Consider the following 21,208-nt stretch of genomic DNA (forward strand, 5'->3'; position numbering starts at 1 on the left):
TCGGTTATCTCATAGGCAAGCTTGATCAAATCATCAGTCGTATCGCCAAGCGCCGATACCACCACAACCATTTTGTTGCCGCTTTTTTCGCCTTTGGCGACCCTTAGGGCCACCTGCTTGATCTTGACAATATCGGCCACACTGCTTCCGCCGTATTTTTGAACAATAACCCTATTTATTGACATTACGCTTTCTCCTGCGGTTTCGTATCCACACTGCCATTGCCTGATAAAAAACAACAAAAGCCAAAACAAATAGCACCAGGGCTATCATGACCAATAGGTAATCACCGTTTTTAAAATGCTCTATTATTTTTAAAAACAACGCGGCCGTTGATGTCGCCAGCATAAACACCGCGGGCGCCAGCGTGTATATAACAGGTTTTTTTAAAGAAAGCAAATAACCTGTAATTGCTATTAACGTAAAAGCGGCTATAAGCTGATTGGCGGCTCCGAACACAGGCCATATGCTGTTCCATTCGCCGCTTATGCCCAGCCATCCGCTTAATGCTACTACAAGCAAAGTTGCCAGGTATCGGTTATCTAAAGAAAAAAGTTCTTGAGTCAAATATCTGGCTATCCTGGTTGCCGTATCAAGAGTGGTAAATATAAAAGCATTCAATATCAAAACCGCGAACGCGGCTCCATAAGAGCCGAGAAAGCTCTCGGTTATCTTACCGTAAGCTGTGCTAAAGGCGTGGATAGGACCGCCGGGGCCGTTGACAATACCGGAGAGCCCTGCTGATTCACGATAAACACTGGCAACAATCAAAAGCGCCAGGACTGCCAGGACACCTTCGGCTATCATCCCGCCATAACCTATCTTCTTCGCGTTAACTTCATTATCAAGCTGTTTTGAGGTCGTGCCGCTTGCCACAAGAGAGTGAAAACCGCTTATAGCGCCGCAGGCAACGGTCACAAAAAGGACCGGCCAAAGCATATCTGTCGTTGAGACCTTAAAACCCGTAAAAGCCGGAAATACTATATCAGGAGCACGCGTAATCAAGCCAATATAGCCGATCAGCAGGCCTGCCAGCAATAAAAAAGCCGATAGATAGTCACGGGGCTGAAGCAATATCTGGACCGGCATAATGCTGGAACAATAAGCGTAAATAAGCAGTATTACGCTCCAGATATGAACAGGATTGCCAAAGTTTAACGATATTGGCAGTTCAAAGCCCAATACCATAAGAACTGCAAGACCCGCAAGGCCAAAGATGGTAATACCCGCCAGGCCTAACCTGTTTACGAACCTCTTTGAATACAGCAAAAAACCCGTAAGCATGGACAAGGGTATAAGCCCTATTGACGGCAAAACTATCGCGGGAGACAGCGTCAGGGTCTTAGCGCATAAATGGACAAAAACGGATATAACCAAAATAAGCGTGACCCAGGCAAACGAGAGAAAAATCAATTTCGCGTTTCGCGATGTGACCTGCCCTGACAGGTCCGCGATAGAACGGCCTTCATGCCTTACAGATATCATTAAACTGCAGTAATCGTGTATACCGCCGGCAAAAATGCTTCCAAGAACAATCCACAGTAATGCCGGTGCCCAGCCCCATATGGAAACGGCCAGGACAGGCCCGATAATCGGCGCGGCCCCCGCGATTGATGAAAAGTGATGGCCAAAAAGCACAGTCCAGTGTTTCGCCGGCACATAATCAACCCCGTCATATTTGGCAGATGCCGGAGTTGTCCTGTCTTTATCAGGCAAGAACACGGATGCAATTTTTTGCGCGTAGAAATGATAACCTGCCCAAAACAGCAGGCCCGAGCCTAAAACAAGTATAAGGGAATTCATTTATTTAACAAAAGCTCCATTATCCTGAATCCGTCTTTTATAAATAAACGCGATGCCCTGGCAGATTGTTCATTATAGGTTTCTATACCGCCTCTCTCTACCCCACTGCCGCATATGGCAAAAGGTATGGGCTCGCGGGTATGCGTGCGGACAGACAATGGAGTAGCGTGATCAGGCAGGACTATTATTCTGAAGTCTTTGGATTTGCTTAAGGCATTCAAGATAGTGCCTACAACAAATTTGTCAAAATTTTCTATCGCGGCAATCTTCTGTTGCAAATCACCGTTATGTCCCGCCTCATCGGGAGCTTCCACATGAACAAAAACAAAATCTCCGCTCTCAAGCGATTTAAGCGCGCACCTGCCTTTTGCAAGATAATCCGTATCATAATAACCTGTAGCGCCGGGAACATTCACGGGTTCTAAACCTATAATTTTACCAAGGCCTTTGATCAGGTCAACCGCTGATATGATAGAACCCGATATTCCGAATTTATCTTTAAAAACAGGCATAACGGGTTTTACGCCCTGGCCCCAAAGCCATATCATGTTCGCCGGGTTTTCCTTAAGGTCAATACGGACTTTATTTATATCGTGTTTTTCAAGTATGTTCTTTGACTTAATCATTATATCCGCGAGGAAATCTCCGCCCGGGCCATGGGGCAGATAACGCGAAATGTGCTTGTCCAGTATATCGTGCGGCGGGGTGCAGACTGTTTTTACAAGGGCTTCTTTTTCAAGCCCCGCTTGATCGCAATTTATTATAGCCAGATGCCTGTAGCTTATTCCCGGATAAAATTTAACAGTCTTTGAATGCATCTGCCTGTCTAAAACAGATATTATCTTTTGGGACTCTTTTGTGGTGATATGCCCGGCCGAATAATCCGCCATCTTGTCGTCGGAAATAGTCACCGTATTGCATCTAAAGGCAACCTCATTGTCCTGTATCTCAATACCCATATTGGCGGCCTCAAGGGGACCTCTTCCGCAATAGTATTTAACAGGGTCATAGCCCAAAAGAGCGGTATTTGCCACATCGCTTGCCGCCTGCAACCCCTCGGGGACGGTGACAGCATTGCCAACCATACCGTTTTTGGCAATATAGTCCATATTCGGGGTCCGGGCAACCGCGAGCGGGGTAAGATTGTCCAGCTCCTTTACAGGCCTGTCGGCCATACCATCGCCAACCAACATTATGTATTTCATGTATCGCGCGCCTTTTTTTAAAAAAATATTTTATACCTTATAAACCGATATCTTCTAACACAGCCTCTATCCTGGCCGGGACAGGCGACGGTTCGCGGACGGATTTTATCGCTCTGTCGGGGTCTTTGAGGCCATGCCCGGTCAATACGCAAACCACGCGGGCCTTTCCGCCTTCCGCCCCTTTACAACAGGCCTTGGAAAAAAATCCCTTCTTTTGCATCTTAATCAGGCCCGCGACAGATGCCGCTGATGCCGGCTCGGCAAATACGCCTTCTTTTTGGGCCAAAAACTTATAGGCATATAGTATCTCTTCGTCTGTTACCATATCAATCAGGCCGCCTGACTCGTCACGGGCAAACTCCGCCTGCTTCCAGCTGGCAGGATTACCTATCCTTATCGCTGTGGCTATAGTTTCAGGATCTTTAACAGGCCTGCCGCGAACAATAGGCGCCGCGCCCTCGGCCTGAAAACCGCACATCTTTGGAAGCCTGTTTATTTTGCCTGCCTGTTTATATTCCTTATATCCCTTCCAATAAGCGGTAATATTACCCGCGTTGCCTACAGGTATAAAATGATAATCAGGGGCTTGAGACAGGCAATCGCATATTTCAAATGATGCTGATTTTTGGCCTTCTATCCTGAAGGGATTGAGCGAATTGACAAGGGTTATCGGATATCTGTCGGTAATCTGTTTTACGATATCCAAAGCGTCATCAAAATTACCGTCTATGGCAACGACATGGGCATTATGGATAAGCGCCTGTGCCAGCTTTCCCAGCGCAATCGCGCCTTTGGGGATAATAACCACGCATTTTATGCCTGCCCTGGCGGCATATGCCGCGGCAGAAGCCGAGGTATTACCGGTTGAGGCGCACATAACAGCCCTTGAGCCCTGTTCAAGAGCCTTGGAAACAGCCATTGTCATGCCCCTGTCTTTGAAAGAACCCGTAGGATTTAAACCTTCGTATTTTAAAAAAACTTCATAATCATCGCCGAGCAACCGGCTCAAATGGCCGGAATAGATAAGCGGCGTTTGGCCTTCAAGCAATGTTATAACGGGCGTTTTGGCGCTGACGGGAAGATATTGCCGGTAATTTTCTATAATACCCTTATTTTTCATTTAACGACTCCTCGGCCCGTATAACGACCGATTTCTTTTTTATAAAAGTCAGGCTGTCTATTTCGGCAAGCGCTTTCGCGAAATCTCTTTCTTTGGCTATATGAGTCATCATTACGATAGGAACTATCCTCTCCTGCCGCCGCGCCTCCTGGCTTACAAAGGCAATACTTATTTTGTATTCAGAAAAAATCCTGGATATCCTGGCAAGCACGCCCGGTTTGTCAATGGCTGAAAAACGCACGTAATAGCTGGATGAAAAATCGTCTTTTTTCTTGACGCGGCTGACATAGTTATCATATACGATACCGCAGCCGCGGCATGATGAGGCGCAGATAATGTCCTTTGAGATATCCGCTATGTCACTAAGAACAGCGCTGGCGGTAGGCACAGAGCCCGCCCCTTTACCGTAAAAAAGCGAATCTCCGAGCATATCGGTATTAATAAATATGGCATTGAAGTTTTTACCAACAGAGGCAAGGGGATGTTTATTAGGCACAAGGGTAGGGTGGACCCTTGCCTCCAGCCCTCCGGAGGTTGCTTTGGCTATACCCAAGAGCTTTATTACATAGCCCCACTCTGCCGCGTATTTAATATCAGCATCCGTTATGGAAGATATGCCCTCAATAAGCATGTCTGAAAGCCTGACATTTAAACCAAAACCCAATGAGGCTAAAATAGCCAGCTTATGCGCCGAATCAAGGCCGCTGATATCCATAACAGGGGATTTTTCAGCATAACCTTTTTTCTGGGCATTTGCCAGCGCTTCGTCAAAACCTATCCCAAAATTTGTCATTCCGCTTAAAATATAATTGCATGTCCCGTTAATAATACCGTATATAGAATTGACTTTGTTTGAAACCAGGCCTTCCTTCAGCGCCTTTATTATCGGCACCCCTCCCGCCACGCTTGCCTCAAACTTAAGCTGGACATTATTGTCAAAAGCAAGCTTAAGAAGGGCCTCTTTTTTCAAAGCAAGCAAAGCCTTGTTGGCTGTGACCACGTGTTTTTTGCTTTTCAGGGCGCGGCAGATAATTTCATAGGCAGGGTGTATGCCTCCTATCAATTCAATAACTATATCCACCCTGGGGTCATTTAGTATATCATCGGCATCCCGCGTAAGAAGCGACTTGTCAATACTAATACAACGCTTTCTACCAAGGTCTTTATCACAGATCTTTACGATATTTATTGCCGAACCGATCCGCCGGCTAAGATGGCTTCGTTTTTTTATCAATGCCTCAACAACACCGCTTCCGACGGTGCCAAATCCTATTACACCCACATTTATATGCCGCATACCGCCTCCGGGACAATATATTGACTATCTGTAAAACCATATTCTTCTGTAAAACAAAAAAACCTAATGAAAAAATCTTTTGACACAAACCATAAAAACACTGGTCGGGACGGCCGGATTTGAACCGGCGACCCCTTGAACCCCATTCAAGTGCGCTAGCCAAGCTGCGCTACGTCCCGACAGTAAATTTCAAAATATACCCGCAAAATAATTCAAAAAAATAAGGCCTTACCGCGAATCGTCACCTTTATGGACATGCTATTAAAAACCTTAAATTATATGAGCATAAGTATAACAAATAGTAAATATATAGTCAAGAGAAATGGCGGGAGAAATCCTGACGAATGACCGGCAGAAAAACGGCAAGCGGGAATTTTACCTGGCAGAATTCTGGCTGAAGGCAGGCGGTATATTGAAGGCTTAAAAAATGGCATAAATCGCGCCTGGCCGCGGACAATAACGCCGCGGCGGGCAGGGTTCATTCGGGTTTACTCTCGCGCAGCATAAGATCAATAACCGCCTTATAAGGCGGCTTATCCTCAAAAAGGACCTTGTAAACCTGCTCGGTAATAGGCATTTCAATTCCTAATTTTGCTGAATAGTTATAAACAGACCTGGTAGTTTCAACACCTTCGGCAACCATGCTCATGCCTTGCAGTATCAGAGAAAGCGTCTTGCCTTTTGCTATATCCTCACCAAGCTTTCTATTCCTGCTAAAAGAGCTGACACATGTGGTCACCAGGTCTCCCATACCGCTTAACCCGTTAAAGGTGGCTTCTTGAGCACCTAAGGCAAGGCCTAATCTCTTCATCTCCACCAAGCCCCTTGTAAATAATGCCGCCTTGGCATTGGAACCTAAACCTAATCCATCAGAGATACCGGAGGCAATGGCCATGATATTCTTCAAAGCGCCCGCGGTTTCAACGCCTGCTACATCTGTTGAGGTATAAACCCTGAATCTATCGGTTGTAAACACAGATTGTATCACGCCAGCAATGTAAAGATCCCTGCAGGCAGACACACAGCTTGCGGGCAAGCCCTTGGCAATCTCTATAGCTATAGTTGGCCCTGAAAGCACGCCTATTTCCAGCCCGCCCAATTCAAGGCGGATAATCTCCGAGGGCCTGTGAAATGTATTATTTTCAATGCCTTTGACAACACTGACAAGGGTTTTGCCTGACAGGTCAAAACCTTTCAGCCGCTGGATTGTCTGTCTTAAAAATTGCGATGGTATAGCAATAACGACCATATCCGTATCCGCGACAGCAAGGCCTGTGTCGGATACTACGGTTATATTTTCCGGTAGGATAATACCGGGTAAAAAAACCCGGTTTTCGCGATTTTTATTAATCCGCGCCGCATTGTCCTTAAAAGCGCTCCACAGGCAAATCTCAAAGCCTTTACCGGCGAGCAAAACAGCCAGCGCGGTGCCCCATCCGCCGTCGCCTAATACGGTTATCTTTTTAATATCCCTGTTTTTCATAATGCCTAAAGTATAACAAATAGGGCATTCTTAGTCAAGATAATTGGGCCGGGATTGCGTGCCGACAGATATGGACTTAAAAGGAAACAAATCTGTTTCGCGGCTTCTTGTTAGAAAAACCGATAGATAATAAAAAAAGGGCTTGATATCAGCTAATGGATGACAGCATCTCCGACGCCCTTATGGCCTCGGAACTGTCCGGATAATTATATATCAGATCAGCATAAATCTTTTTGGCCGTTGATATATCGTTTAAATCATGCTGGTAGATAGATGCCGCGCCCGACCAGGCAACGCCTGCCATTTCCGAGCCGGGATAGCCGTAAGCTACCTGCTCAAGAATGTCCAGAGCCAGCCTGTGATCACCGGCTTTGTATAGATTAGAGGCAATAAACATGAGTATTTCGGCCTTATAGCGAAAATCCGGATAATACTCAAGTTCCTGTAAAAGCTCTTTTATCCTGCCGGCAAAAAGAACCGGGTCAGAGCTTTGTTCCGTGCTGGAAACGGCATTGATTAAACGGAATAATGCCTGCGGTATAGAGCGCTTTACTGAATCTGGGATATACACTGGAGCATGCCCGCCAAGAAGATCATCCACTCTGTCAACACCGGTTCCGATAAGTAAAATAACCTGCGGATTTTCTACCAGTTGATAAAGTTCAAGCATAGACTTCCACTGGTGTCTTGAACACAATTCAGGCGCGGATGGCGAAGCGTACTGTTTCACAAAGGCCTTTTGGCCTGAATTGACATACACTTCGGCAGGATATTGCCTGTCTGCTTTTAAAGGGTGCGGCCTTGAAACGAGTTTTACACTACCCTCAAGCACCCCAAGCAAGGTATTATTTTCCGAAACCTCTATCATAAAAGCTGTTCCTACTATCTCGGCTTGGCAGGCCGGAGTAAAAACCTTCATATTAGAACCCTTGAATTTATCAGTCGTATTAACCAAGAGTTTTCCATAAGAAAGGCTGAAATCCGTGTCAAGCCTGCCAAATCTCGCGCCAAGCCGCGATATGACAATAAGGGAATTGTCTTTAACCCTTGCTTTATATTTTCCTTTAACTACAAGATTTATCAGGGCCCCGTCTTTGAGCTCTATCTTATCAGACTGCCTTAAACGGAAATTCGGATACGGACGCGCCCAAGCGCCTTCCGACTGCCTGTATATCCTGACATCACCGGCGCTAAACTCAACAAAGGGCATGGATTGCAGATAATTATACCTTAACCCTGCCACAAGAAACACTACGGTTGATAAAGATACCGCGGCCTTGGCCGCTAAGGGCATGGGAATTATCAATGAATGGATAAAAGCCGATATTTTAGACCGGACTACGGCTTGCAAAGACCGGCCCTTCAGAGCCTCTATTCTTTCGTCAAGCAGTCTGTTAAATTCAAAATCAAAGCCCGCCGATTCGCGCACTTGGGTCATATTTAAAAGGGAGGCCTTTAAAGACTCGGCCTGTTCCAGGCTCTTTTTGCAGTGGGGGCAACTGTCAAAATGAGCCTTCAAGGCCTCTCTCTTTTTTTGGCTATGGGCATTATCAACATATAAAGATATGTCGTTGAATGAAATCCGGCATTTATTTTTTTTCATTGTCCGTCCCCTGTGTAACGCAACAATTTAGCCAGCTTCTGCCGGCCGCGCGAAAGGCGCGAGCCTACCGTCATCGGCCTGCATCTCATAATATCGGAAGCTTCATCATATGAAAAACCTTCAATATCACACAATATGACCGCCTCCTTAAGGTGCTCTGGCAACTGGTCTATGGCTTTTTGTACCAGGCTTTGCTCTTCTTTGGACTGGGCCTGCTTGTCGGGCCGTCCGGTATTATCAGCGATATTTTCCGCCACCGAGATATGCTGTTGCTCGCCTGATTTAGCGGGCTCTGTAAAAACCGGCATCCTTTTGTCGTATGAAGCGTGCCTTAAAAAATTCCTCGCTAAATTACCGGCTATCCTATAAAGCCATGACGAAAATTTTGCCTTTGGTTCATATTTATGTATATTTACATAAACCCTTACAAATGCCTCCTGTGTAAGTTCTTCGGCAGAATGGAGACTGCCGATGAACCTGTATATATAATTTAATATAGGCCTTTTATATTTCTGATATATCTCGTCAAAGGCCTGCCTGTCTCCTTGTTTTATCCTTAAAACTAAACTTTCATCTTCCATACATTAAAACCCTTAATTATCGGATTTATTCCCATATTTTTTTACTTTATAAAGAAAAATATGCCATACCGTGTAATTTTAAGACCCGTATTCTAAAACAAATACCGCTTTTAGAGCATGCTTTTAAAAAGTTATTGGCATAAACAGGTTTATTTTTATAACACATTTATTCTAAACATGTTATAACAATAACAAAAAAATATGCGCACCTGCCATAATCAGGACTATTGGGGCTATTGGGCCTTTTGGCCAACCTTATATTCAGTGCCTTTGATGAGCCTGGCGATATTGCCGCGATGCCTGCATATTATCAAAACACACAAGCCCACCGACAAAAGCGTATATTCCGCAGGCTGGCCTGATAAATACGTGAACACAGGTAGGCATAGAGCCATCACAATTGAACTTAATGAGACATACTTGCTTACCAATAATATTGCCAGCCAGACAAGGCCGGAGTAGATTACAACAAACGGTGAAAGGCCTGCTAAAACCCCTATCGCGGTAGCGACACCCTTACCTCCTCTGAACTTAAGCATTACTGTCCATATATGGCCTATCACGGCCAAAAGCCCAAGAATTATCTTAAACAAAGACAAGCCCAAGGGCATGCTGCTGCTGTAAAATATGTCTGCTATAACAGTTACGGCAAGCGTTCCTTTGGACATATCAAGAACAAGCGCGGTAATGCCTATAGGCTTTCCGGCACAGCGCATAAGATTTGTAGCGCCAATATTACCGCTGCCCATATGCCTGATATCAATCCCCTTCAACAGTTTTCCTAATAAAAAACTAAACGGTATAGCGCCCAAAAGGTAAGACAAGAAAACCGCGGTAATAATATTAATCATCATCTTTACTCTTTTGCCCCCTTGAGCGAAGCTGAAAACTTATAGGGACAGCTTCCAATCCAAAATAACTTCTTAATCGTTTTTCAATAAACCTCAAGTATTCCTTTTTTATAAGCTGTGCTTTGGTGCAAAACAACAAAAACCTCTGCGGCATACTGCTTATCTGGGTCGCGTAAAGTATCTTTGGCCTGGCGCCCATATAAGATACATGCGGGTTTGTCTTCTGGACATCAACAAGGAATTTATTAAGTTCGGCCGTCGGTATAGTTTTCTTAGACCTTTCATAAATATCCCGTGCCATATCCAGTGTTTTTTCAATATTTTTTTTATCTTTACACGATGTAAAAACAACGGGTATCCATTCAATAGGGCTGAATTTGCGGGTAAGGTTTTTTTTATATTCCTGCAAATCAAATCCTTTTATCAGGTCCGACTTATTTACAAGCAGGGCTGACGGCTTGCCTTCCTTGATTACATAATCAAAAACAGACAGATCGTCCCTGTCAAGGCCCTCGGCGGCATCAATCATGATAAAAACAACGTTACATCGTTTTATCGCCGCCCTTGTCCTGGAAAGGCTGAAAACCTCAATGACATCGCGAAATTTCTTTTTATGCTTGACTCCGGCCGTGTCCACAAGAGTAACTACTCCTCCGGCGCGTTTTATAGACACGTCAACGGAATCCCTCGTCGTGCCGGGTATATCATTGACAATAAGCCTTTGCTTTTCAAGCAGTGTGTTGATAAAAGACGACTTGCCCACATTGGGCTTACCGGCCAAGGCTATATTTAAACCACCGGATAAATCATCGCCGCCGCCTCTCGCGGAGCGCCTGTCCTTACCTAAACTTAAAACAAAAGACGCTATGCCCGCGATAAGATTATCTATACCTTTATTATTCAGGACGGAGACAATATAAGGCTGGCCTAAACCAAGGTTCATAAAAACGTATGATTCGTTCTCCGAAATTTTATCATCCGCTTTATTTACAGCAAGAAAAACCTTAGCGCCCCTTTTTTTTAAAAGATCGGCTATATGCTGGTCAGGATAAGTAATCCCTGTCCTCACATCGCAGACAAGTACAACGGCATCCGACTCGTCTATGGCGTTAATGCTCTGGCCGCATACCAAAGACTCCATGACTTTTGAGGCGCCGGGTAGTATCCCGCCGGTATCAACCAGTATGAATTCAGCGCCGCGCGCTTTGACATCAGCATAGAGGCGGTCTCTGGTAACTCCGGCAACTGCCTGGACTATGGCCTTTCTCTTTTTAATTATCCTGTTAAAAAGAGAGCTCTTGCCGACATTGGGCCTGCCTATGATCGCTATCTTAGCCCGGTTTTTTGACAATTCAATGTGACTCATTTAACACCTTACTGCCCAGCCATACATAATCAAGACAGGATATCAAAGTAAAAAACGCCGCTGTATACCAAAACACGTAAATTATACCGACCTGTAAAAGCGAGGCCACAACGGTTGACATCTGAAAAAATGTCGTAATCTTACCTAAAAGAGAGGGCTTGACATTGATGTTCTTCAGCATCATAAAAATAATCATTGATCCCAGCAATATGATGGCATCCCTGCTTAAAACAATTATAGTAAGCCAGGACGGTATCCTTGATGAAGCGGGAATATCTTTTAGCACGGAAAGGCATAAAAAAGAAGTTAATATAAGAAGTTTATCCGCCAGAGGGTCAAGTATCCTGCCGAGTTCCGTTTTCTGATAAAATCTTCTTGCCACATAACCATCTACAGCGTCTGTTACCGCGCATACAAAAAATATGGCTAAAGCAATAAAACGCAAAAAATCATATTCAGGCCTGTAATAGAACAAAGCGGCCATTAAAAAAGGTACCAAAAGTATCCTTATAATTGTTATCTTGTTTGCTAATCCCATACAATGAACGCCTTTTTTTAAGCTGGCTATCCCCTGCCGTTAAGGCCGGTATTTTTAACAACCGGCATTATCAAGCCCAAAAACAAGCCGCGTAGGCAAGAAAAAAAACCGGTAATAATCCTTATCAGGGATGGATTCTACTGTTGAGAAGATTGGACTCTTGTACCGCAGTCCTGGCAAAAATTAGTGCCAGGGCTAAGCTCCCTGCCGCATTTGGGGCATATCAGGCCCTCCAATTGCAGTCCGCAATGGGCGCAGAATTTCGCGCCGTTATCAATGTCATTCCCGCATTTGGGGCATACCGATAAACCGCTGCTCTCTTCCTGCGTCGGCGGGCACGACGGAATTTTTTCAGATATAAAGCCTGTCATATCCGCGATAGCCATATTCGTAGCTTTGCCAAGAGGCGTTTGTTTAAAACCCGCCAGATTTCCGCCTATACCGCTTTGCTGATACCCTATGGTCAATCCTGTGGCAGGCACTTTTCTCTCAAACCTTTTTGACCCGCAGATCTCGCCTGTCGTTGAATCAAATATCCTGATAGTTCCGGCTATATGGGCCTCGGAAGAGGTCCCTCCAAGATTAAAACCTTTAATATTAAGCCCCAGGCCCCCGCCCGATTCCTTATAGCTGAATTCGGTTATTGTCCCGCGCACTATATATTCCGCTCCCTTAAGCTCGGCTGTTTTAGCGCCTGTCTTTTTTGATACCCTTCCTTTTGTCACAAGATCCTGCTCCGTGGTGATATCGCTTAGATTGAGCCTTTCAACAACATTGAATTTATCGGTATTGACAAGCGCGTCTATAAGCATTTCGCCCATGCCTGAACCGATATCCCATTTGGCATCATGCCAAAAACCGCTTGAGGCCTTGACCTCAAAACCATAAACAGTGACCGTCGGTTTGTATTCGCCGGCGCGGCATAAATTTGCGGAAAATAAAAAAACACAAAGTGTAAAAACCGTCAATATACTTTTCATTGCCATACTCCTTTCCTTATTCCAGCAATCGTATCCTGTTAAGCGGCCAATACGTGACAAACGCCTTGCCGACCATATATTTGGCGGGCACAAACCCCCAATACCTGCTGTCCCTTGATGAGGCGCTGTTGTCTCCTAAGACAAAATATGAATCCCGGGGGACCTTTATTGATATTGAATTCTCCCCGTATGGAGTGCCGGGCTTATTATAATAATATATCTGTTTGATCTTTTGCGGGGACTCTACGAGAACATCATCTATATATATATCGCCGTCAACGATACGGACAGTTTCACCCTGGACAGCGATAAGCCTTTTGATGAAATCCTTCTTTTTATCTTCCGGGTATTTGAAGACCACGATGTCTCCGCGCTTAGGGTTTGTAAACTTATATATAAATTTATTCACAAGTATCCTGTCTCCTTCAATAAGCGTAGGCCTCATGGAACCGGTCGGTATCTTAAAAGCCTGCACCACGAATGTCCTGATGATAAGAGCAAGGATGACCGCCGTAACTACGACTTCCACATTCTCCCTGTTAAAAACCGAACTCCAGACATGCTTTATGTAATGTTTGATATTCAAGACTTTGCCCTCCCGTGAAATATCATATCTGTATCTTCATCACCGATAAAAACGCCTCTTGCGGCACCTCCACTTTGCCAAAGGCTTTCAGGCGTTTCTTACCCTCCTTTTGCTTTGCCCACAGCTTTCGCTTACGGGTGATATCCCCTCCGTAACATTTACCGGTCACGTTCTTTTTTAAGGCGCTAACCGTCTCGCGCGCTATCACCTGATTGCCCACCGCGGCCTGTATGGCAACCTGAAAAAGTTGTTTGGGTATGAGTTCTTTTAATTTTAAAGCAATGGCCCTGCCTTTTGCCTGCGCCTTTTCTTTATATATAATGGATGAAAGAGCGTCGCAGGGCTCGCCGTTTAGAAGTATATCAAGCTTGACCAGGTCATTGGCCTGATAGTCAATAAATTCATAATCAAGCGAACCATAACCTTGTGTCAGGGATTTCAACTTATCATGAAAATCAACCACGATTTCGGAAAGCGGAAAAAAATAAGTAAGATTGGCCCTCTCCGTGCTTATGTATTCAGTGCCTATATAAATGCCCCTCCTCTGCCTTGACAATTCCATAATATTTCCAAGGCTTTCGGCCGGTATTATCATCTTTGCCTCAACAAAAGGCTCCGATATCTCTTCAATCTCGTTTAAAGCGGGTAATTTCGCGGGATTTTCTATCTCCAGAATTTCGCCGTTAGACTTTTTGACCTTGTAAACAACGCCCGGTGTTGTCAATACAAGATCCAGGCCGTATTCTCTTTCCAGCCTTTCCTGTATAATCTGCATGTGTAAAAGGCCCAAAAACCCGCAGCGAAACCCATAACCCATGGATGTAGAGCTTTCCTGGACAGCATCAAACGAGCTGTCCGATAATTGTAATTTTTCAATAGCATCGCGCAGGGCCTCAAAATCATTTGTGTCAATAGGGTATATGCCGCAATAAACCATAGGCCTCATTCTCTTATAGCCGGGCAAAGGCCTCGCGGCAGGCTCCAGCGCGTCGGTAACGGTATCGCCGGCCATAACATGCTTAGGGTTTCTTATATTAGCGGCAAAATATCCCACCATGCCGCAGCCAAGCGAAGCTGTCTTACACATGCCTGGTTTGAACACCCCTAATTCCAAGAGTTCATACTCTCGTCCTGCCTGCATAAGTTTAATCTTTGAGCCTGTTTTTATCCCGCCGTTTACCACCTTTATATAGACAAGAACACCCTTATAGGAATCATACTGCGAATCAAATATAAGCGCCTGCAGGGGCTTTGAGGGATCGCCCGACGGAGGAGGGACATGGCTGATTATACTTTCAAGTATCTCTTCGGTACCGATATTTTCCCTCGCGCTGGCCAAGATGATCTCGTCTTCATTGATATTAAGCATATTCCCCAATTGATTTTTTACCTTGGCAACATCAGCGCTTATCAGGTCTATTTTATTTATGACAGGTATAACAACCAGGCCGCTCTCTTTGGCAAGGTAAAGATTGGCAACAGTCTGGGCCTGCACCCCCTGCCCCGCGTCTACGAGAAGAACGGCGCCTTCACAGGCCCTAATTGATTTTGAAACCTCATACGTAAAGTCCACATGCCCGGGTGTATCAATAAGGTTTAAAAGATACTCATTGGAATCTTTGGCCCTGTAATGAATGCCTACTGCCGAGGCCTTGATAGTAATACCATGTTCCCTTTCAAGGTCCATACTGTCCAGGAGCTGGTCCTTGAACTCCCTCTCGGTAATGGTGCCCGTAAACTGTAGTATCCTGTCAGCCAGCGTTGACTTGCCATGATCTACATGGGCTATTATGCAAAAGTTCCTGATATATTTGGTTTTCATTTGTCTTATCGGCGGCTGACAAAGCCTGCCGCCTTGGCATATCAAACTTTAAAAAAACAGGGCATAAACCGCGCCGTAAAAGCCCGTTTTGCCCTGCCGGTTATTTTGTAATATCCCTGCCGGCTGATAATAATCTCTCCACCTTCTTATCCGAATCGGCTTCCGCGTATATTCTGATAAGAGGTTCTGTGCCTGAAAACCTTAGCAAAAGCCAGCTGGAATCCTCAAGTATAAATTTAATACCGTCATAAGTCTTTACCTTAAGCACCTTTTTACCCGCTATTTTTTTGGGGGGAGTTTTTTTAAGTTTTGCGGTAAGGGCCTGGGCCTTCTCAAAAGGATATTGCATGTCTATACGGTTATAACAAAATACTCCGTATTCTTTTTCCATCCCCGCTATTACTTCGTCAATCTTTTTACCCCTGTAAGCAAGCATCTCCAGCAATAAAAGAGACGATAATATACCGTCTCTTTCAGGTATATAACCGCAAAAACCAATACCGCCCGATTCCTCGCCTCCTATAAGAATATTTTCCTTAAGCATCAAAGCTGAAATATATTTAAAACCCACCGGCGTCTCAAACATGGTAAGCCCATACCTGGCGCAAATCTTCTCTATCAAGGTAGTGCCTGATATGGTCTTGACAACAGCGCCTGTAAGCTTTCTGTTCTGGAGAAAATGCAGTAATATGAGAGCAACTATCTGGCCGCTTGTGATAAACCGCCCGCCGGGGCCCAAGGCGCCTATCCTGTCCGCATCCCCGTCAAGCGCCAGACAAAGGTCAAAATTATTTTCCCTCATATAGGACGCGGGATAGCGCATGTTCTTCAATATCGGCTCGGGATTAACGCCGCCGAATAAGGGATCATTCTGACAGCGCAGGGCAAGCATATTGGCAGGGCTTCCTAAAACAGCCTCCATATATCCTATGCCGGCGCCATGCATATAATCAATAAGCACTTTTGATTTAAGATTTTTAACGCGTTTTATATCCACGTATCTTTGGAGAAAACTGATATAATCAATGCCCGCGTCAATTGTTTCTTGCCTGTTGGCGGCGGTTTGCCTGCCGATAACGGCCGAACGCGGCTTTGCGCGCTTTTTGAGAAAAGATTCAATCGCGCCGGTTACTTTTTCATCCGCGGAATTGGCAAGATGCGTCTTGAACTTTATGCCGTTAAAGACAGGCGGATTATGGCTTGCCGTCACAACTATGCCCCCGTCCAGCTGGCGGGTTTTTATGGCGAACGAAACGGCCGGCGTAGGCGTAGGGGCAAGAGTAAGATACACTTTTACGCGGTTGGCCGTTAAAACATCGGCAATCAATTTCGCGTATACATCAGACATGAACCTTCGGTCATAGCCTACTATCAGGCGTTTAAGGCCCTTGCGGCGCGGATAAAGTATACGGCTATTAACATAATCAGCTACAGCCTGGGCAACGATACGCACATTGTCAAAAGTAAATTCTTTGGCTATTACAGCCCGCCAGCCGTCGGTACCGAATTTGATATTCGCCATAAAGTAATTCCGCCTTTATATCTGTTAATAATCCTAATAGCCGTTAGATACCAGGCCTCGGGGCCGGTTCGCGCGGCTTTAAACAAAATCAATATTTTTTAAAAAAAGTTCTCTATTGCCTCAAGCCCTGTATGGCTGACTTCATGTTTTTTGCCGCAAATATATATGTCCCCGCCACAAGGACATTAGCGCCGGCGGCTTTGGCCTTGCGCGCCGTTTCAGCATTGATGCCTCCATCAACCTGTATGTAGCCTTTAAAAAGTTTTCTTATCTTCTCTATCTTAGGCAGCATGCCCGCCATGAAACTTTGTCCGCCAAAACCGGGTTCAACGGTCATCACAAGAACCATGTCAACAATATCCAGGACATCAAATACTGCCGACGCCGGGGTTTTTGGTTTTATTGAAACGCCGGCTTTAACGCCTAATGCCTTGATACTTGCGATCAGCTTGCTCATCCCGCGGCAGGCTTCCGCATGAACGGTAATCATACTGCTTCCGGCAGAGGCAAAATCGCTTATGTATCTGGCCGGATCATCTATCATCAGGTGGCTGTCAATAAAAAGCCTTGTTTTGGCGCTTATGGCCTTTACGACAGGAGCGCCTATTGTAATATTGGGGACAAAGCGGCCGTCCATTACATCAACGTGTATCCAATCAGCCCCGGCCGACTCGGCCCGCGCGATCTCCTTAGTCAAACTGCCGAAATCAGCCGCTAATATTGACGGGGCTATGATAATCCTATTTTTGGAGCAGGATTTGGTTTTCATAATATCACACCTTTTAAAATAACACGATAGACGCGCGTCAATTAAAACAGAGACTGCACCCTGGCAATCTCATCATCACTCTGCGGCCCAATCACCGCAAGCCTTAAAGCCGGCCCGACAAATATCTTTTTGGCTATATTCTGTAAATCGGAAGGGGCGACCAGGTCAACGGCCTTTAATATTTCCTCTTTGGCCTGTATCCTTCCAATGCTGGTAATCTGTTCTCCAAAAAACATCATATTTGACATGGTGCTTTCCATGGCCATCAATAGCCCGCTTTTAAAATATTCCTTTGCCATGCTAAATTCCCTGCCCGTGACAGGGGCTTTGCGTATCTTTGAAAGCTCGTCAATTATCACGGACACGGCATCTTTAAGTTTTTTATTGTCAATACCCGCGTGAACGAAAAAAGAACCCGTATCCCTGTAGGCCTTCATTGAAGCGCCTATCTCATAAGCGAGCGAACGCTTTTCTCTGATCTCATTAAATAACCTGCTTGACATGTTACCGCCGAGAATTATGCCAAGCAAAGAAAGGGCATACCTTTGGGGATCATTACCGCTTACTCCCTTCACGCCAAGGCATATATGGGTCTGTTCCGTGTCTTTTCTCATGAATTTCAAAGATGATTTTCCAGAACACGAGCCGGCCGGAACGCATCTGGCAACCTTTGCGCGGCTGTATCCGCTAAATAATGTCTTCATCAATTTTACAAATCGGCCATGATCAATATTTCCGCAACAGACTGCCGCCATATTATTTGGGGCGTAAAATACGTCTTTCTGCCTGACAAGGTCGGCGCGGGATATATTCTTAACCGTCTCATATGTTCCTACCAGCGGCAGGCCCAGCGGATGGCCCGGCCATATCAGGCCGTCCAGAAGATCGTAGACATAATGCATAGGCAGGTCAAGATACATCCTTATCTCTTCAAAAATAACCTTCTTTTCTTTTTCAATATCCGTTTCTTTTAACGACGGGCTCAAAACCATATCCGATAAGACTTCCGCCGCGAGTTCTAAACGGGAGGATAATATTTTTATATAATAACAGACATTTTCTTCTGAAGTAAAAGCATTGAAGGCGCCGCCCTTTGATTCAATGGATCTCTTGAGGGCCTGGCAGGATCGTTTTTTTGTCCCCTTAAACAGCATATGCTCCATCAGATGAGATATGCCCTGGTTTGCCTTATTTTCGTATCTGCCGCCGGCCTTTATCCATATACCTATGGTGATTGAATTAACATCGCTTAATCTGCTTGAGATGACCTTAAAACCATTATCTAAAACCGTTAGATTGTGCACTTTCTCCTCTTTCCTTGCGATTACGCCTTTAAAAATACTTGTTCTTTTTATAATCCAGATACGCTTGAAGCATGATCTGCGCGGCCAGTTTGTCTATATTCATCCTCCTTTTTTTTCTGCTCATGCCAGCTGATATGAGGATCGCCGAACCTTGCGATGTCGTAAGCCGTTCGTCAAAAGTCAGTACCTGGCAGGAAACGCATGCCGCTCTTATTTTTTGGGCAAATTTTTCAACCTTATCGGCCTGCGGCCCGCGCGTACCGTTCATGTTAAGCGGCAGGCCGACCACGATCTCCAAAGCCTGGTAAAACACGGCCAGATCGCGGATCTTTTTGACCGAATCCCTGGCATTGGAAACGGCTATGGTATCCGCGGCAGAACTGATAGTCATGGTCTCGTCGCTGACTGCCACGCCTATCCTTTTTTCGCCCAGGTCCAGGCCTATAATACGCGGCATTTACAAATATTCCTTTAGGCCTTTTTTTTCCATAAGCCCTACAAGTTTTTTGACATTCTCGGAATCGGACTTGCGGCATACCAGAGTCGCTTTAGGCGTATGGACAATCACAAGGCCTTTTATGCCGCAGGTAGCCACAAGATGGCCTTTCTCGGCGACAATAACCGAATCGGCCGTATCAAGACCGATATGCCCGGCACCCAAAGCATTACTGCCGTCATGGCTTAGAAAACCGCTGATTGCGGACCATGAACCTATGTCCGACCATCCGGGATCAGCCCGGACAACCATGGCCTTGCCCGTTTTTTCCATAATAGCATAATCAATGGATATATCAGGAAAATCCTTATAATGAAGCTTGACGGCTTTTTTAATTTTTGTAAGGCCTTTTTCAAGCATTATCTTATCCGTAATACCGGCCGCCGCGGGACAATATTTTTTGAATTCTTTAAGAAAAATCTCTGGCCTGGCGATAAATATACCGCTGTTCCATAAATACCTGTTCGTTTTTACAAAGGCCTTCGCGCGCCGGGCATCGGGCTTTTCGGTAAATCTTTTGACCTTGAATACATCGTTAGCGTGTTCTGATGCCGGGCTTTTATATGATTGGGCGGTCTCTATATAGCCATAACCTGTGGAAGCAAAAATGGGTTTTATACCTATAGTAACAATGATGTCGTTTAAGCGCGAGACAAGCGCGCACAACCTGAATACCCGTTTTATTGCGGACTTATCTTCAATTATTTGGTCGGCCGGCATAACATACATAATGCTGTCAGCATCCTTAGCCTGGATTATAGCGGCTGCCAGGCATATTGCCGGCGCGGTATTCCTTGAAACAGGCTCGGATATGATATTCCGTTTAGGAAACCCGGGCAGGGCCTTTTTTATCAGGCCCGCGTGGAGCTCATTGGTAAATATTAGAATATTTTCAAGGGGCATTATGGCCGCGGCCCTTTCAACGGCCAGCTGGAGCAGGGTCTTTGCGCCCTTGACCTTAAGCAGGAATTTCGGGCTCTGACGCCTTGATTTAGGCCATAGCCTCTTGCCGGAGCCTCCGGCGATAATAAGGGCATGCAACATGATTACAAAGCCTTTCTTAATTTTTTAACAAATGACACCACGCCCGGAATAATATCTGAATCGTGTTTCAGGCTGTTTTCAATAATCTTTATAATAGCACTGCCTACAATAACACCGTCCGAAAAAGCGCAGATCCTCTTTGCCTGCCGCGGTGTTGACACGCCAAAACCGACACAGACAGGCTTGCTGGAAACATTCTTGATATCCATGACATGACGGCGCATATCCTTTGGCAGAGATTTTCTGGCGCCTGTTACTCCTGCCAGCGAGACATAATATATAAAACCTGTTGATTTAGATGAAATAAGCTTAAGCCTTTCCCTGCCGCTCGTCGGAGAGGCCAAAAAAACAGTGCTAAAATCATGGCGCCTGGCCGCCAAAACAAGCTCGTCAGACTCTTCGGGAATAAGGTCGGGTATTATAATACCGTCAATGCCCGCGGCCTTTGCATTAGCGACAAAGCGCGCTATACCATAGCGGTAAACTGGATTATAATAACCCATAAGCAATAACGGCGTATCCTGCCTGCTCCTTACAGACATTACCATGTCAAAAATCATATCACAATTTACATTGTTTTTTAACGCCCTTTGAGACGCCATCTGTATCGTAGGCCCGTCTGCCATCGGGTCTGAAAACGGCATGCCTATCTCAATTATATCAGCTCCCGCTTCAGCAAGAGCGGGAAGCAGGCGGCGAGTTGTTTTTATATCGGGGTCTCCGGCGCATATATAAGTAATCAGCGCCGGCCTTCCCGCGCCCTTTAAAGCTTTGAATTTTGCCTCTATTCTATTCATCGCATACCCGCTTCTTGCCGATTGATCCAAAACATCTGGCC

The 21,208-nt window shown here is 45.4% G+C and carries 20 protein-coding genes and 1 tRNA gene; all 21 read right to left on the reverse strand.

All coding sequences use genetic code 11. The features are described 5' to 3' along the window. Positions 1-185, reverse strand: a 185-nt coding sequence (locus PHV77_06045) for an aspartate kinase (GenBank protein MDD5504847.1), incomplete at its 3' end; no start/stop codon positions are given. Continuing rightward, on the reverse strand, positions 172-1,803 hold the full coding sequence (locus PHV77_06050) for a carbon starvation protein A (protein ID MDD5504848.1): 1,632 nt from the start codon (positions 1,801-1,803) through the stop codon (positions 172-174). The genes PHV77_06045 and PHV77_06050, both read right to left, overlap by 14 nt. Beyond that, entirely contained in the window at positions 1,800-3,008 is a 1,209-nt protein-coding gene (locus PHV77_06055) for a cofactor-independent phosphoglycerate mutase (protein MDD5504849.1), read from the reverse strand. Before PHV77_06055 ends, PHV77_06050 begins: the two co-directional genes overlap by 4 nt. A 37-nt stretch (positions 3,009-3,045) precedes the next feature. After that, entirely contained in the window at positions 3,046-4,128 is a 1,083-nt protein-coding gene (thrC, locus tag PHV77_06060; protein ID MDD5504850.1) for a threonine synthase, read from the reverse strand. Then, entirely contained in the window at positions 4,118-5,425 is a 1,308-nt protein-coding gene (locus PHV77_06065) for a homoserine dehydrogenase (GenBank protein ID MDD5504851.1), read from the reverse strand. Before PHV77_06065 ends, thrC begins: the two co-directional genes overlap by 11 nt. Before the next feature lie 101 nt (positions 5,426-5,526). After that, a tRNA-Pro gene (locus PHV77_06070) sits at positions 5,527-5,604 on the reverse strand. Positions 5,605-5,903: 299 nt separating this feature from the next. Beyond that, the gene (locus tag PHV77_06075) at positions 5,904-6,908 is read right to left on the reverse strand and encodes an NAD(P)-dependent glycerol-3-phosphate dehydrogenase (protein MDD5504852.1); all 1,005 of its coding nucleotides are present in this window, start codon (positions 6,906-6,908) and stop codon (positions 5,904-5,906) included. Positions 6,909-7,056: 148 nt separating this feature from the next. After that, positions 7,057-8,511 carry a FecR domain-containing protein gene (locus tag PHV77_06080; GenBank protein MDD5504853.1) on the reverse strand — a complete coding sequence of 485 codons (1,455 nt, stop codon included), beginning with the start codon at positions 8,509-8,511 and terminating at the stop codon, positions 7,057-7,059. After that, the gene (locus PHV77_06085; protein ID MDD5504854.1) at positions 8,508-9,092 is read right to left on the reverse strand and encodes a sigma-70 family RNA polymerase sigma factor; all 585 of its coding nucleotides are present in this window, start codon (positions 9,090-9,092) and stop codon (positions 8,508-8,510) included. The genes PHV77_06080 and PHV77_06085 overlap by 4 nt, the downstream gene beginning before the upstream one ends. A gap of 233 nt (positions 9,093-9,325) precedes the next feature. After that, positions 9,326-9,946 (reverse strand): glycerol-3-phosphate 1-O-acyltransferase PlsY, encoded by a 621-nt coding sequence (plsY, locus tag PHV77_06090; protein ID MDD5504855.1) that lies wholly within the window; start codon positions 9,944-9,946, stop codon positions 9,326-9,328. Beyond that, entirely contained in the window at positions 9,936-11,309 is a 1,374-nt protein-coding gene (gene der, locus PHV77_06095; GenBank protein MDD5504856.1) for a ribosome biogenesis GTPase Der, read from the reverse strand. The genes plsY and der overlap by 11 nt, the downstream gene beginning before the upstream one ends. After that, a complete protein-coding gene (pgsA, locus tag PHV77_06100; GenBank protein MDD5504857.1) occupies positions 11,296-11,847 on the reverse strand; it encodes a CDP-diacylglycerol--glycerol-3-phosphate 3-phosphatidyltransferase in 552 nt (183 codons plus the stop codon). Before pgsA ends, der begins: the two co-directional genes overlap by 14 nt. Positions 11,848-11,984: 137 nt before the next feature. Continuing rightward, on the reverse strand, positions 11,985-12,827 hold the full coding sequence (locus tag PHV77_06105) for a CsgG/HfaB family protein (protein MDD5504858.1): 843 nt from the start codon (positions 12,825-12,827) through the stop codon (positions 11,985-11,987). Between the two features lie 16 nt (positions 12,828-12,843). Continuing rightward, entirely contained in the window at positions 12,844-13,413 is a 570-nt protein-coding gene (gene lepB / locus PHV77_06110) for a signal peptidase I (protein MDD5504859.1), read from the reverse strand. A 22-nt stretch (positions 13,414-13,435) separates the two neighbouring features. Continuing rightward, positions 13,436-15,235, reverse strand: a complete 1,800-nt coding sequence (lepA, locus tag PHV77_06115) for a translation elongation factor 4 (protein ID MDD5504860.1) — start codon at positions 15,233-15,235, stop codon at positions 13,436-13,438. A 100-nt stretch (positions 15,236-15,335) separates the two neighbouring features. After that, complete coding sequence (locus tag PHV77_06120) at positions 15,336-16,757, reverse strand: phosphoglucomutase/phosphomannomutase family protein (protein MDD5504861.1); 1,422 nt, start codon at positions 16,755-16,757, stop codon at positions 15,336-15,338. 112 nt (positions 16,758-16,869) lie between these two features. Further along, a complete protein-coding gene (gene rpe / locus PHV77_06125; GenBank protein ID MDD5504862.1) occupies positions 16,870-17,526 on the reverse strand; it encodes a ribulose-phosphate 3-epimerase in 657 nt (218 codons plus the stop codon). 41 nt (positions 17,527-17,567) lie between these two features. Next, positions 17,568-18,830 (reverse strand): pitrilysin family protein, encoded by a 1,263-nt coding sequence (locus tag PHV77_06130; protein ID MDD5504863.1) that lies wholly within the window; start codon positions 18,828-18,830, stop codon positions 17,568-17,570. Positions 18,831-18,858: 28 nt separating this feature from the next. Further along, the gene (ruvX, locus tag PHV77_06135; GenBank protein MDD5504864.1) at positions 18,859-19,287 is read right to left on the reverse strand and encodes a Holliday junction resolvase RuvX; all 429 of its coding nucleotides are present in this window, start codon (positions 19,285-19,287) and stop codon (positions 18,859-18,861) included. Continuing rightward, positions 19,288-20,370, reverse strand: coding sequence for a sugar phosphate nucleotidyltransferase (locus PHV77_06140; GenBank protein MDD5504865.1), 1,083 nt, complete (start codon positions 20,368-20,370; stop codon positions 19,288-19,290). A 2-nt stretch (positions 20,371-20,372) separates the two neighbouring features. Continuing rightward, positions 20,373-21,167 carry a tryptophan synthase subunit alpha gene (gene trpA / locus PHV77_06145; protein MDD5504866.1) on the reverse strand — a complete coding sequence of 265 codons (795 nt, stop codon included), beginning with the start codon at positions 21,165-21,167 and terminating at the stop codon, positions 20,373-20,375. Positions 21,168-21,208: the final 41 nt, after the last annotated feature.

It is taken from the genome of Candidatus Omnitrophota bacterium, assembly GCA_028716165.1.
Classification (GTDB): Bacteria; Omnitrophota; Gorgyraeia; order JABMRG01; family JABMRG01; genus JAQUQI01.